General features: G+C 73.9%; 11 protein-coding genes. 1 reads left to right on the forward strand and 10 read right to left on the reverse strand.

Annotation, left to right across the window (positions count from 1 at the left end; genetic code table 11):
- Positions 1–8: 8 nt before the first annotated feature.
- From AC067U_RS10385 to AC067U_RS10420, 8 genes are all read right to left on the reverse strand, one after another.
- The gene (locus AC067U_RS10385; RefSeq protein WP_478829220.1) at positions 9–1,565 is read right to left on the reverse strand and encodes a molybdopterin molybdotransferase MoeA; all 1,557 of its coding nucleotides are present in this window, start codon (positions 1,563–1,565) and stop codon (positions 9–11) included.
- Positions 1,562–2,428: an NTP transferase domain-containing protein gene (locus AC067U_RS10390; RefSeq protein WP_478829221.1), complete on the reverse strand. Its 867-nt coding sequence runs from the start codon at positions 2,426–2,428 to the stop codon at positions 1,562–1,564. The genes AC067U_RS10385 and AC067U_RS10390 overlap by 4 nt, the downstream gene beginning before the upstream one ends.
- 501 nt (positions 2,429–2,929) lie before the next feature.
- A complete protein-coding gene (locus tag AC067U_RS10395; RefSeq protein WP_478829222.1) occupies positions 2,930–3,466 on the reverse strand; it encodes a bacterial proteasome activator family protein in 537 nt (178 codons plus the stop codon).
- A gap of 152 nt (positions 3,467–3,618) precedes the next feature.
- The gene (locus tag AC067U_RS10400; RefSeq protein ID WP_478829223.1) at positions 3,619–6,468 is read right to left on the reverse strand and encodes an FtsX-like permease family protein; all 2,850 of its coding nucleotides are present in this window, start codon (positions 6,466–6,468) and stop codon (positions 3,619–3,621) included.
- The gene (locus AC067U_RS10405) at positions 6,465–7,214 is read right to left on the reverse strand and encodes an ABC transporter ATP-binding protein (protein ID WP_478829224.1); all 750 of its coding nucleotides are present in this window, start codon (positions 7,212–7,214) and stop codon (positions 6,465–6,467) included. The genes AC067U_RS10400 and AC067U_RS10405 overlap by 4 nt, the downstream gene beginning before the upstream one ends.
- Before the next feature lie 22 nt (positions 7,215–7,236).
- Positions 7,237–7,923 (reverse strand): PadR family transcriptional regulator, encoded by a 687-nt coding sequence (locus AC067U_RS10410; protein ID WP_478829225.1) that lies wholly within the window; start codon positions 7,921–7,923, stop codon positions 7,237–7,239.
- Positions 7,924–7,991: 68 nt separating this feature from the next.
- A complete protein-coding gene (locus AC067U_RS10415; RefSeq protein WP_478829226.1) occupies positions 7,992–8,612 on the reverse strand; it encodes a hypothetical protein in 621 nt (206 codons plus the stop codon).
- Positions 8,613–8,806: 194 nt separating this feature from the next.
- On the reverse strand, positions 8,807–10,504 hold the full coding sequence (locus AC067U_RS10420; RefSeq protein WP_478829227.1) for a protein kinase domain-containing protein: 1,698 nt from the start codon (positions 10,502–10,504) through the stop codon (positions 8,807–8,809).
- A gap of 217 nt (positions 10,505–10,721) precedes the next feature.
- Between AC067U_RS10420 and AC067U_RS10425 the strand changes: the two genes are divergently transcribed.
- Positions 10,722–12,344 (forward strand): protein kinase domain-containing protein, encoded by a 1,623-nt coding sequence (locus AC067U_RS10425; protein ID WP_478829228.1) that lies wholly within the window; start codon positions 10,722–10,724, stop codon positions 12,342–12,344.
- Positions 12,345–12,347: 3 nt separating this feature from the next.
- On the opposite strand, the gene AC067U_RS10430 is transcribed toward AC067U_RS10425, so the two are convergent.
- Complete coding sequence (locus AC067U_RS10430) at positions 12,348–12,770, reverse strand: pyridoxamine 5'-phosphate oxidase family protein (RefSeq protein WP_478829229.1); 423 nt, start codon at positions 12,768–12,770, stop codon at positions 12,348–12,350.
- Between the two features lie 254 nt (positions 12,771–13,024).
- The gene (locus tag AC067U_RS10435; protein WP_478829230.1) at positions 13,025–13,684 is read right to left on the reverse strand and encodes a response regulator; all 660 of its coding nucleotides are present in this window, start codon (positions 13,682–13,684) and stop codon (positions 13,025–13,027) included.
- Positions 13,685–13,806 lie beyond the last annotated feature (122 nt).

The raw sequence follows: 13,806 nt of genomic DNA on the forward strand, positions 1-13,806 counted from the left end.
GGGGAGTTTCACCGGTGGTACCACCCGTGGGAGGACCACTCTCCCGTCCCGGCGCTCCAGGGCAGTTCGAGGACCTCCAGTTCCTGGCCGGCCCGTGCGCCGCCGCGCGGTACGACGGCCAGCGCGTCGGCGGCGGCCACCCCGCGGAGCATGGCCGGGCCGTGGTAGCGCAGCGGTACGGCGAGGTCGCCGGTCAGGACCACGGGGACCAGCCGCGTGTCGTGGGGGTGGCCCGGTACGTCGTCCCGCACGGCGGCGGTCCAGTGGGGGCGTGGCGCGAGGCCGGCCAGCGCGCGCAGGAGCGGTTCGGCGAGGGTGAGCAGTCCGGAGACGGCGGCGAGGGGGTTCCCGGGCAGGCCGACGAGGAACCGGCCGGCGGTGAGGCGGGCCAGCAGCATCGGGTGGCCGGGGCGGACGGCCACGCCGTCGACGAGGAGCTCGGCGCCGAGCCGGCGGAGCACGGGGTGCACGTGGTCGACCGGGCCGGAGGCGGTGCCGCCGGTGGTGACCACGAGGTCGGCCGGCGAGTCGGTGAGGGCGCGGTGGAGTTCCTCGGCGCCCGCGGGGTCGTCGCCGAGCCGGCGGGTGCCGAGCACCTCCGCGCCGAGCCCGGCGAACCAGGGACCGAGCATCGGGCCGATGGCGTCCCGGATCAGGCCGTCGTGCGGGCGGCCCTCGGTGAGCAGTTCGTCGCCGAGGACCAGGACCTCCACGCTCGGCCGGGGGCGGGTGTCGAGCTCGTCGTATCCGGCGGCGGCGGCCAGGCCGAGCACGGCGGGGGTGACGCGGGCCCCGGCGGGCAGCAGCCGGTCGCCCGTGCGGCACTCCTGGCCGCGGGGGCGGATGTCCTGGCCCGCGATCACCTCGCGGCGCGGGTAGAGGCGGCCCTGGGCCTCGTCGGTCCGGGAGTGCTCGCTGCGGATCACGGCGGTGGTGTCGGCGGGGACGCGGGCGCCGGTGGCGATCGGCACGGCCTCGCCGTCGGCGAGCGGGGCGGGCTCCTCGGCTCCGGCCAGGGCGGGGGTGCCGGGGCGGACTGCCCAGGGGCCGGGACCGGAGACGGCCCAGCCGTCCATGGCGGAGGTGTCGAAGGAGGGCAGGTCGGTGAGGGCGTCGAGCGGTTCGGCGAGCACTTCGCCGAGGGCGTCCGCGAGCGGGACCCGGTGCGTGCGGTCCGGGCGGCCGGCTCCGGCCCGCCCGGCGAGGTCCCGGGCGCGGGCCCAGGGGGCGGCGCGGTGGCCGCCGGTGTCGGGGGTACGGGCGACCAGGGCGAGGGCCTGGTCGAGGGCCTGCTCGTGGGTGGGCTCGCGGCGGGGGCGGCGGGCGGGGTCGGGGACAGGGCCGGGGCTGCCGCCGCGGGTGCGGGAGGCCTTGCCGGTGCCGGTGCCGTTGTCGTCGTCGCCGTTTCCGGCGTCGTTTCCGTTGCCGGGGCTGGAGGCGGTGGGCGGTGTGGCCGCTGCTTCCCGGTCGGCCGGCGGGAGCGGGCTGCCCAGGCCCACGGCGTGCAGCAGGGCCTCGTCGAGGTCGCGTTCCGCCGGGGAGCCGGGGGCGTGCGGAGGGGTCATCCGGAATCACCCGCGGGCTCGGTCCCGGCTTCGGCGGCCCAGCGCAGGGCGAGCTCCGAGGCCTGCCGGGACGCACGGGTCACCGCCTCGGCGGGGTCGGCGCCGCCCGCGGCGGCCTGGGCGGCCGCGTAGCCGATGAGGAAGGTGGTCAGCGGCGCTGCGGGCCGGGCGACTCCGTGGGCGGCGTCGCGGGCGAGGTCGAGCAGGGTCTTGGTGTCGACGTCGACGTCGATGCCCAGCTCGTTCTTGACGGCGGTGATCCATTCGTCCAGCACGTTCCCATGCTCCCTGATCCGGGCGCGGGCGGCGGCGAGATCGTCCCAGGTGTCGCAGTCGAAGGAGGCGAGCGGCTGGGCGGGGACGCGGGTGAGGTCCAGCTCGGCGAGGAGGGCGCGCAGGGGCAGGCCGGCGAGGGTGCCGTGCTCGGTGGCCAGGAACGCGATCTCGCGGCGGAGCGGCTCGGCGCGGTACACGGCGACGAGGGGCTGGTCGCGGCCGGAGGGATCGCGGAGCAGGGCGCCGTCGGCCGCGGTGCGGCCGGCCGTGAGGAGGGGTGCGACGGTGGCCGTGCGGTCCAGGAACGGCAGGTCGGCGGAGAGCACGAGCACCAGCTCGGCGGTGCTCTGCCGGAGACCGGCGTCGAGTGCGGCCAGCGGGCCCGCGCCGGGCGGGGACTCGCGGGTCCAGGTCACGGGGCGGGCGGTGGGGCGGCGGGGGCCGACGACGACCGTGCGGCGGGCGTCCGCGCAGGCGGCGAGCACGCGGTCGAGGAGGGTTCGGCCGCCGACGCTGAGGCCGGGCTTGTCGGCCCCTCCCAGCCGTTCGGCTGCGCCGCCTGCGAGGACGATGGCGTCGTAGCTCATGTGCTCGAGTATGGCCGCCTGAAGTCCCGCTCGGCGCACGCCCTTACCCGAGCGGTACGCCGTCCCGGGGCGGTCCGTTCCCTGCGGGGCCGTTCCCCACCCCGCCCCTTCCCGAAACCGGGGCTGCGCCCCGGCCCCCTCGGGGCTGCGCCCCGGCCCCTTCGGGCTGCGCCCCGGCCCCTTCGGGGCTCCGCCCCGGGCCCCGTCGGGCTCCGCCCCGGGGGTGTTGCGCGGCTGCGTCCGGGTCTCGGCGGGCCGCGTCCCCCAGCCCCGTTGGGGCTCCGCCACGAGCCGTTCGGGGCTCCGCCCCGGCCCCTCGGGGCTGCGCCCCAGGTAGCTGCTCGGCTGTGCCCCGGGCTCCCCTGAGGCTGAGCTCCGGTCTGTTGGGGCTGCGCCCCGCCCCCCGCGGGGCTACTCCTCGCCCCGGGGCCGCCCCGGACCCATCGCCGCCGAGGTCGCCCAAAGAAGAACTCCGCCCCCTCGGGGGCGGAGTTCGGGGGGTTACAAGTACGGGCCGCCCGAGCGGATCGGGCCGTGGCCTTCGTCGTCGTCCGTCGGGGCGCCCGGCGGCAGGGCCCGGCGCATTTGCTCCAGTTGGGCGCGGGCGGCCATCTGCTGGGCGAACAGGGCCGTCTGGATGCCGTGGAACAGGCCCTCCAGCCAGCCGACCAACTGGGCCTGCGCGATGCGCAGTTCTGCTTCCGAGGGGATGGCCTCGTCCGTGAACGGGAGCGAGAGGCGCTCCAGTTCCTCGACCAGTTCCGGGGCCAGGCCGTCCTCGAGTTCCTTGACCGAGGAGGCGTGGATGTCCTTCAGGCGGACCCGGCTGGCCTCGTCCAGAGGTGCAGCGCGGACTTCTTCCAGAAGTTGCTTGATCATGCTGCCGATCCGCATGACCTTGGCTGGCTGTTCGACCATTTCCGTCACCGGGACCTCGCGCGACTCGTCATCGGCGCCGCCGACCGCCGTCCCGTCCTGGCCCACGATCAGGACCTGCGGGGGGTTGTCCTGCGACCGTTCACTCCTCGGCATCTCCATGCCGCCATTCTCTCCCACAGCTTCGTTGTCACACGGTGTGCCCCCTGGGAGGGGTGATCCAACCTCCCAGGGGGCATGTGGGCGTGTCCCGTCCGGATTGTGGGGATATGGCGGCCTGTGGGGTGGCCGGTGAGCGCCCGCCTAGCCCACGCCTAGCCCGCCGCGCGGCGGGCCAGGACGCCCGACGAACGCGTGACCAGCGCCGCCAGCAGGGCCGCTCCCACCGGGACCAGCACCAGCAGGGCCGCCAGCGTCTCCCAGGGCACGACCACCGGGACGAACGGCTTCGGGGTGTTGATGCCCCAGCCGCGCGCCACTCCCTCCTCCCAGAACCCGATCTGCTCGCGCCGCTCGGTGAGCCGCAGGCCGATCGCCGGCAGCACCCCGGCCGCCGAGCCGAGCAGTACGCCCATGGCCGCGACCACCCCGCACTGGAAGCCCGACAGGGTCCGCCGGACCCGCGGCGGCGCCCCCACCGCGGCCAGCGTCTTCAGGTCGGCCTCGGCGTCCGCCTGGGCCAGCCCGGTGGCGATGCCGGCCGCGCCGATGGTGACCAGGCCCGCGAACACGCCCAGGGCCAGCAGCACCAGGCTGTCGTCGCCCTGGTAGCCGTTCTCGATGTGCACGCCGATCTCGGCGCCGATCCGGTCGATCTCGCCTTCCAGGCGCTGGCGCTGCTCACTGCTCGGCTTGGCGTCGAGGGTGAAGTACGAGCCGTACGGCACCGTCTTCAGCCCGGCCGCCCGTGCCGCGGACGGCGGCAGGACCAGCTCGATGCCGTAGGAGTTCGCGGACTCCGGCGCCAGGTGCACGGGGAAGACCTTGTCCTGGCCCGGCGGGTCCTCGCCCCGCATGGACGCCTCGTCGGCCTTCTCCCGGTCGGTGACCAGGCGCAGGGTGACCTTGTCGTTCTTGACGTTCCGCCGGTCGAAGGAGACCGCCTTGCCCTGCTTCAGCGCCTGCACCGTCGCCGGATCGGTGATGGCCAGGGTGCTCAGCAGCTTCTCGTCCGCGACCAGGGTGCCGTACTCGGTGAAGCTCTCACGCTCCTTGCACCGCCAGTCCTGCCGGAACGCGCGGACCTGCTCAGGGGTGAAGCTCTCGGGCCCCTTCCCCTCCCACAGCGGGCACCGCTGCTCCTTCGGCACGAGGATTTCGGCCTGCCCGCACCCCGGTTCGCCGGACCACGCATCGCAGCCCGGTCGGCCGACCACGATCCGGTCGGTGTCCGCCCGTACGGCGACCGGCAGTTCGCGGGAGAGCGCCTGCCGGGCGGCGGGCACCTCGCGGAAGTCGTTGCCCTGGACGGAGCTCATGGAGCCGACGCCGTGCGGAAGGGTGGCCCGGTACTCGTGCCGTCCCTGGGCCTCCTGGCTCTGCTGGAACGTCGCGACCGCGACCGTGCCGGCCACCGCCGCGAGCACCGCGGCCACCGCGGGCGCCGTACGCCCCCGGTTGCGCACGGCGTCGCGCAGCGCGAGCCGCGGCGACAGCGGCAGCCACCGGCCGGCCCGGCCGAACAGGCCGACCAGCACCGGGGTGAGCGCCACCAGGCCCAGCTCGGCCAGCGCGCTGCCGCCCGCCACCACCATGTAGCCCATGTCCGCGGCGGTCCCGTACAGCGCGACGGCCACGCCCAGGGCGATGGCGACGAGGCCCAGCACCGGCAGCACCCGGCCGGCCTTGCGGACCCCGCGGCGGCCGGTGAGCGAGGCCAGCACGGTCTGCCGGGAGGCGGTGACGGCCGGGGCGATCGCGGCCAGCAGGCCGGTCAGGACGGCGACCAGCGCGATGCCCAGCAGCTCCAGCGGGCGGACGTCCCAGCCGCCGAAGCGGTTGCCGAGCTGCTGCTCCAGCAGCGGCCGGAGCGCGACGGTCAGCAGGATGCCGAGCACCGAGCCCACCACCGCGGCCGCGGCCCCGATGACCAGGCCGCCGGAGAGCACGATGGCCCGGATGTGCCGCCGGTCGCCGCCGTTGGCGCCGACCAGGCCGAGCTGGCGGCGTGACCGGCGGGCGCCGACCGCGAAGGCGGGCCCGGCCAGCAGGCAGATCTCCAGCATGGCGAGGCCGACGATGGTGGTGGCCATGGCCAGGGCGATCGCCCGGCCGGCGTCGCTCATCCCGAAGTTCCGGTCCGGCTCCTGCCGGTACAGCGGGACCTCGGAGTCGGCGGGCGGGTCGAGCACCACCGCGCGGGAGAGCACCACCGCGCCCTTGGCGTTGGCCTGCTGGACCATGTTCCACGTGAAACCTTCGCCGCCGACCTTGACCAGGTACCGGTCGTCGGCGGTGATCCCCTGCAGTCCGGCCCCGACCAGCGCCTTGTCCAGCGGGGTCAGCAAGGTGCCGGGCGGGGCCAGCAGCTCGTCCGTCTTGAGGCTGTCCGGGAGCTCATAGGCGCCGACGATCTTGTACTTGAGGTGTTCGGCGCCGCGCGGCACCACCGTGGAGCCCACGTACAGGCCGGCGGACTCCAGGAAGTGCTGCGTGGCCGCGACCTCGCCCGGCTGCTCGGGCAGCCGGCCGCGGTCGAGGGTGAACAGGCCCTTCGTCAGCGGGCTGCGGGTGTCCAGCTCGCGCAGCGTCGCGTCGAGGATGCCGTGCCGGGTACGGAGCCGGGCGCCGGCGTTGCTGTCCTTGACCGACTGGGCGCCGGCGGGCATCGCCGCCCTGGGGTCGACGGGGGCCTCGGAGCCCGGCCGGATCGGCTTGCGGTCGTCGAACCCGCCGACCGGCGAGTAGTTCTCCCCGTCCGGGGCCTGCAGCAGCGGGCCGCCGAGCCCCGCGTCCCGGAGACTGGCGTCGGCCGCGCCGAGTACCCGGTCCATCCGCTGCGCCGGGCTGAGTTCGGCGCTGCGCAGGGTCAGGTCGGCCGCGCTCACGCCGAGGATCGGCAGCGCGATCATCGACAGGACGAGGAAGCTGCGGCCCTTGGACCGCCAGGCGTCTCGCCGGGCGATCCGGATGGCCGCGATCCAGGAGTGGTACCAGGAGTTCACCGGCCGGCCGCCTGCCCGGAGAGCAGGGTGTCGGCCCCGGTACGGGCGGTCTCGTCGACCACGGCGCCGTCCCGCAGGAAGACCACGCGGTCGGCCCAGGCCGCGAACCGCGGTTCGTGGGTGACCAGGATGCCCGCCGCGCCCGCGTCGCAGCGTGCCCGCAGCAGCGCGAGCACGGACTCGCCGGTCTCGGAGTCCAGGGCGCCGGTGGGCTCGTCGGCCAGCACCAGGCGGCGGTCGCCGACCAGGGCGCGGGCGATGGCCACCCGCTGCTGCTGGCCGCCGGACATCTCGTCGGGGAACCGGTCGGCGAGCTGCGCCAGGCCCATCTCCTTCAGCGCGGCGAGCGCGGAGACCCGGGCCTTGCGTGCGGAGATCCCGTCCAGCTCGCGGGGGAGCGCCACGTTCTCGGCGGCGGTGAGCGCCGGTATGAGGTTGTAGTCCTGGAAGACGTAGCCGATGCTGCGCCGGCGCAGCGCGGCGAGCTGCTTGCGGTTCGCGGTGGTGATGTCGGTTCCTTCGACGATCACCCGCCCGCCGGTGGGCCGGTCCAGGCCTCCGGCCAGGGTGAGCAGCGTGGACTTGCCGGACCCGGACGGGCCCATGACGGCGACGAGTTCGCCCGGGTGCACGTCGAGGTCGATGCCGCGCAGGGCGTGCACCTCGGTGGCTCCGGTGCCGTGCGTGCGGGTGAGCTGCTGGAGCTGCAGTACCGGCTGCGGCCGGGAGTGGTTCGGGTCGCGCATGTGAGGGTCCCCCTGGGGCGGTTCAGCCGCGCGGCGTGCGGGCGGCGGGCCGAATGGTGTGCGGTGCGGTGGCAGGTGAGTCGGGCGAGCCGGGTGAGGCGGGCGTGGCGGCTGGGTCGGTGGCCGGTCCCGCGGTGTTCATGGCCGTAACGGTCCTGCCGGTGAGGGCGGCGAGCCGTACGAGCCTGGTTTCGGAGTGGTCGAGCCAGCGGGCTTCGGCCTCGGTCTGGAAGATGAGCTGTTCCAGGACGAGCAGCCAGGCCAGGTCGTCGCGCTCGTGGGACTTCCCGCTCTCGATGGCGGCCAGCGCCTGTGCCTTGAGCCGGGTGTAGTCCTGCATGGCCTGGACGGTGGCGTGCCGCTGGGCCTGGATGACGGCGCGGATGTCCACGCCGGGGGCGCCGACTGCCATGGCGAGCTTGATGGCCAGCTCGTCGCGCGGTGGGCTGGTGCGGTCGACGGGGCGGCCGTACCAGGAGCGCAGCTCCGTACGGCCGGCGTCGGTGATGGCGTAGAGGGTGTGGCCGGCCCCGTCCTCGCCGCCGGGGGCGACCAGGCCGTCGCGTTCCAGGCGGGCCAGGGTCGTGTAGACCTGGCCGACGTTGAGCGGCCAGGTGGCACCGGTGCGCGCTTCGAACTCGGTGCGCAGCTGGGAGCCGTAGCGGGGGCCGCGTTCCAGGAGGGCGAGGAGGCCGTGGCGGATCGACATACTCAGTATGTATACCGAGTATGTCGAGCGGGACAACCGCCCAGCGGCCTACATCTCAAGGGGGACGGTCAGTCCCGCCGCAGTCGGACTCCGATGAATCCCAGCCCCAGGCCCATCAGGGCGAGCCCCGTGCCCAGCGGCAGTATGTGCGCCGCCAGATCGGCCGCCCGGGCGTCCGCCTCGGTGCCGAGGGTCGTGGCGGGAGGGTCGTCCTCGGTGCGGGGAACGGACGGCTGCCGGTCCGGCTGCTCGGGCCGTCCCGGCTGCTCCGGCTGCCCCGGACGGTCCGGCCTGGCCGGCCGCTCCGGGCGTCCCGGGAGGTCCGGCCGCTCCGGGTGGTCCAGCCGCTCCAGCCGCTCCAGCCGGGGTGGTGCGACGGGCCGTACGGCGACCACGACCTCGGGGTTGGCGGGCGCGTCGGCGGCCCGGCCGGGCCGCTCCCGCCCGGCGCCGGCCGGGCTGCCGGCCAGCTCCCGCAGCTCCTCGTCACTGATCGGGGCGGCGGAGGGGTCGTCGGCGGCCGGGCGGTACGCGGCGGGACCGTACGGCGAGGCGGCGTACGGGATCGCGTACGCCGCCTCGCCGAACGGTCCGGGCGAAGCGGAGAACGCCGAGACCGCCGGCAGCAGCAGGGCGCAGCCGAGCACCGCGACCGCGGCGGGCCTGCGCAGCACGCGGAGTCGAGTCACGGGGAGCCCTCCCGTCACGGAGTCCCCCCGGACGGGTCCGGGGCGAGCCGAGATGTCAGGCTCAGATTCACATATCAGGGCAAAAGCGGCACCCGGAACCCTCCGGTACCTCTGCACGCGAAAACGTGTGCGAAAAAAGCCCGCGTCCCGGGCCCGCCCCGTGGGCGGGGTACCCGGGACGCGGGCCGGCGGACCTACTGCGGGTTGCCGGTGGAGACGACCAGCGTGAACTCCGCGCCTGCCTTGTCCACGGCGGTGCTCGGCGCCGGCAGCTGCTCCAGCACCGTGTCCTTGCCGTACACCGCCTCGTCGCGCTCCTGCGTCTTGACCTTCCAGCCGGCCGCCTGGATGCACGCCTTGACCGACTTCAGGTTCTTGTAGCGCAAGTCCGGGGCGCTGACCTTCTTGGGGTCGTCCCAGGACTTGCTCGCCTCGCTGCACTTCGTCGGGTCGATGGTGCGCGATTCGTCCGGCCCCTTGAAGCCGGGCTTGGCCGCGCCGCCCGACGCACCCGGAGTCGCCGGGGCGCCCGAGCCGCCCTGCGCGTTGTTGTCCGACGGGTCGTCATCGCCGTTCATGCTGATGGCCGCGATCAGACCGCCGATGGCGAGCAGCGCCACCGCGATGGCGCCGACGACCACCGGCATGTTGCGCCCGTCGGCCGCGCGTCCGGCCGGCGCCGACTGCTGCGTTACCGGCGAGATGTTGAACGGAGGCGGCGTCTGCGGCGCCTGCGGCGCGTAGCCCTGCTGGTGCTGCTGCTGGTGCACCTGCTGCGGCATCGGCGGCGGCGTGTGCTGCTGCTGGGGCGGGTACGCATACCCCGGCTGCTGCATCGGAGCCGGCGTCGGCGGCGGGGTGTGCTGCTGCGGCGGGTACGGCTGGTACGGCTGCTGCACGGCCTGCGGCGGCGGGTGCGGCAGTGAGGAGTCCACCGGCGGGAACACCGCCGAGCCGACCCCGGCCCCGCTGTTCACGGGCCCGCCCTGGACGATCATCGGTGCGGCGGTCTGACCGGCCGACAGCACCCGCGCGATCTCGTCGCGCATCGCCGCAGCCGACGGGAAGCGCTCGTTCGGGTTCTTCTTCAGTGCCCGCGCCACCAGCGCGTCCATCGCCGGCGAGACCGACCGGTTGACGGAGGACGGAGCCACGGGCTCCTCCTGCACGTGCGCGTACGCTATGGCCAGCGGCGAGTCCGCGTCGAACGGCAGCCGCCCGGTCAGCAGCTGGAACAGCATGATGCCGACCGAGTACAGGTCGGAACGGGCGTCCACGCCGCGTCCCAGCGCCTGTTCCGGGGACAGGTACTGCGGGGTGCCGACCACCATGCCGGTCTGGGTCATCGAGGTGACGCCGGACTGCATCGCGCGGGCGATGCCGAAGTCCATCACCTTGACCACGCCGCGCTTGGTCACCATCACGTTGCCCGGCTTGATGTCACGGTGCACCAGGCCGACGTCGTGGCTGGTCTCCAGCGCCGCCAGCACGTCGGCGGTCACCTTGAGCGCCTTGTCCGCCGGCATCGCGCCGTACTGGGCGATGTCCGCCTGCAGCACCGAGCCGAGCGGCCGGCCCTCGACGTACTCCATGACGATGTACGGCATCATCGTGCCGTCCAGGTCGCCCTCACCGGTGTCGAAGACCGAGACGATGTTCGTGTGCGACAGTTTTGCTACAGCCTGCGCTTCGCGGCGGAACCGCTCGCGGAACGAAGCCTCCCGGCCGAGCTCGCTGTGCAGCGTCTTGATCGCCACCTGGCGGTCGAGCGCCGCGTCGTAGGCGAGGTATACGGACGCCATGCCGCCCTCGCCCAGCAAATCCCTTAGCTGGTAACGCCCACCGGCCAGGGAACGGCCTGCGTACCGGCCCTCGGCGCCGTCCTGGCTCATCCTCTTGTTTCCCCTCGCCCACTCTTGTGTCGCGCCCAGTCTGCCGGAGGGCAAGCACACGTCAAGCCAGGTCCCCTTTCCGTGACCGCGCGGTTGTCATGCGGTCACGGCACGTTCATGCCCGAACAGTGACCGTCCGGAAGGCTGTAGCGTTCATGGGAACACCCCGAACGAGAGCCCCGCGTGCGCGGCCCGACAGAAACGACGGCGAGGACTGATGGCACCCGAACCCGAGGCAGATGGCGCCGGGATGGCCGAGGATCCTGTCCATTGGGGCGCGGGCGGCATCGTCGGTGACGGCCGGTACCGGCTCACGCACAAGCTGGGCCGCGGCGGCATGGCCGAGGTGTTCGCCGCCGAGGACGTACGCCTGGGCCGCACGGTCGCCGTCAAGCTGCTGCGCGCCGACCTCGCCGAGGACCCGGTCTCCAAGGCCCGGTTCACGCGCGAGGCCCAGTCGGTGGCCGGCCTCAACCACCACGCCGTGGTCGCCGTGTACGACTCCGGCGAGGACCGGGTCGGTCCGAACACCGTCCCCTACATCGTGATGGAGCTCGTCGAGGGCCGCACCATCCGGGACCTGCTGATCAGCGCCGAGGCCCCGGGCCCGGAGCAGGCGCTCATCATCGTCTCGGGCGTGCTGGAGGCGCTCGCCTACTCGCACCAGCACGGCATCGTGCACCGCGACATCAAGCCCGCCAACGTCATCATCACCAACGGCGGCGCGGTGAAGGTGATGGACTTCGGCATCGCGCGCGCCCTGCACGGCGCCCAGTCGACGATGACTCAGACCGGCATGGTCATGGGCACCCCGCAGTACCTGTCGCCGGAGCAGGCCCTCGGCAAGGCCGTGGACCACCGCAGCGACCTGTACGCGACCGGCTGTCTGCTCTACGAACTGCTGGCGCTGCGCCCGCCGTTCACCGGTGAGACCCCGCTCTCGGTGGTCTACCAGCACGTCCAGGACGCCCCGGTGCCGCCGTCCCAGATCGCGCCCGGACTGCCGCCCGAGCTCGACGGTCTGGTGATGCGTTCGCTGGCCAAGGACCCGGACGACCGGTTCCAGAGCGCCGAGGAGATGCGCGGGCTGGTCCAGTACGCCCTGCAGATGCTCCAGGAGCAGGGCGGCAACACCGGCACCTGGAACACCGGCCCGGTCGCCATGGCGCTGCCGCACCGCCCGGGTCCGGCGGTCACCACCGCCATGCCGGCGCCCGGCACCGGCCCCGTGCCGGGCTACCCGTCGCACGGGGCCACCTCGCAGTTCCAGCAGCCGATGGTGCCCCCGCTGAACCCGGACGACGGCTCGGCCTTCCCCGGTGGCGGTGGCCGCTACTACGACGGTGGCGCCGGCGGCCACGGGGACGCGTACGGCAACGGCCGTGGCCGGGGCCGCTGGAAGGCGTGGCTGTTCGCCGCCCTCGCGGTGCTCGCGATCGGCACGGGCGTGGTCTTCGCCATCGACAAGGCGGGCTCCGGCAAGTCGCCGGGCGGCGGTACGCCGGTCAGCCAGAACCCGACGGCCAGCCAGCAGAAGGAGACCCCGGGCGGCGAGCAGCCGCAGCCGGAGGAGACGCCGGAGACGCGGGAGCCCTCGCGGCAGCACCAGAACACCTACACGCCGCCGACCTCGGGCCGTACGCGCAGTTACTCGCCGTCGTTCTCGCCGAACCCGTCCACGTCGAGCTCGGCCTCCACGAAGCCGAGCGGGGAGCCGTCGGGCGAGCCGAGCGGAGACCCGAGCGGGGAGCCGTCGACGCCCACGAAGCCGTCGACCAAGCCGTCGGGCGAGCCGTCGCCGCCCAAGACGGGCGGCCCGGAGAACCCCGACGCGCCGTGACGCTCACAGGGCGTGCCGGAGCTCCCGGTGCGCCCGTGGGCTGCCGTCCAGCCGGTGCACCGTGACGAACTGCGGCTCGACGCGCAGGTAGACGGGGGCGAAGGGCTCGCCCTGCACGAAGTGCGGCCCCGGGCCGAAGAGTTCCAGCTCGGCGGTGGTCGGCTCGACGGTTTCCGCGAACCCGGTGAACTGCACCGACCACAGCAGGGGCTCACCGGAGCCGAAGTTGTCGGCGCCGTACGCGACGACACTGCCGGTGCACGCCTGGTGGTGGCCGAAACCGGCGTGCATCCTCAGCACCACCCTGCCGTCCGCCACGACGTGGCGGGCGACGGCGAGGAAGGGCAGCGCGCGCATGCTGGTGGCCACCCGGCCGTACGGCACCCGGCACAGCAGCGCGAGGGCGTGGCGTTCCTCCGGAGACATGAGCCCACTCTCGGCGACGTGCCCACCCCCGCAAAAGAGGATCTTGCCCCGCCGATCGAGGACGTTGGTCCCGTTTCACCCCACGCCGCGTGGGCATGCGCTCGAAGCCCGCTCGCGCCCGGCCCGGCCCAGGCTCGCGCCGCGCTCGGGCCGTCTCAAGCCCGGCCGCCGCACCGGCCCGACGTCCCCTGGACCCCCTCTGGACCCCCTCTGGACCCCCTCTGGGGCCCCGCTGAAGCCCCGCCCGCGAAGCGTCAGCGTTTTTCGGCCTGCAGCCGCGCCACGTACGCCGCCGCCTGCGCCCGCCGCTCCATCCCGAGCTTCGACAGCAGACTCGACACGTAGTTCTTGATCGTCTTCTCGGCCAGGTGCAGCCGCTCCCCGATCACCCGGTTCGTCAGGCCCTCGCCGATCAGGTCGAGGATCTTCCGCTCCTGTTCGGTCAGGTTGGCGAGCCGCTCGTCACCCTTGGTGCGCGAGCCGTCGCGCAGCCGCTCCAGCACCCGCGCGGTGGCCACCGGGTCCAGCAGGGACTTGCCGGCCGCCACGTCGCGCACCGCGCCCAGCAGCTCGTTGCCGCGGATGGCCTTGAGCACGTAGCCGGAGGCACCCGCCATGATCGCGTCGAAGAGGGCCTCGTCGTCCGCGAACGAGGTCAGCATCAGGCACTTGATCTGCTCGTTCTGCGAACGCACCTCGCGGCAGACCTCGACGCCGCTGCCGTCCGGCAGCCGTACGTCCAGCACCGCCACGTCGGGCCGGGTGGCGGGAATCCGGACCAGGGCGTCGGCGGCCGTACCGGCCTCCCCGACGACCTCGATGTCGCCCTCGCTGGACAGCAGCTCGTAGACGCCTCGTCGGACCACTTCGTGGTCGTCCAGGAGAAATACCTTGATTTTTCCGTCTTCGCGCACGAAGTCATCTTCACACACTCACCTCTTCCCTGCCGGAGTTACCCGGGATAACGTGCCGTTGTTCCGGCCCCCTGCGAGGCTGTGACCAGTGGTTGTTCCGGGTCACCCCGGATTTACTTGGA

It is taken from the genome of Streptomyces sp. NPDC043853, from assembly GCF_056436025.1.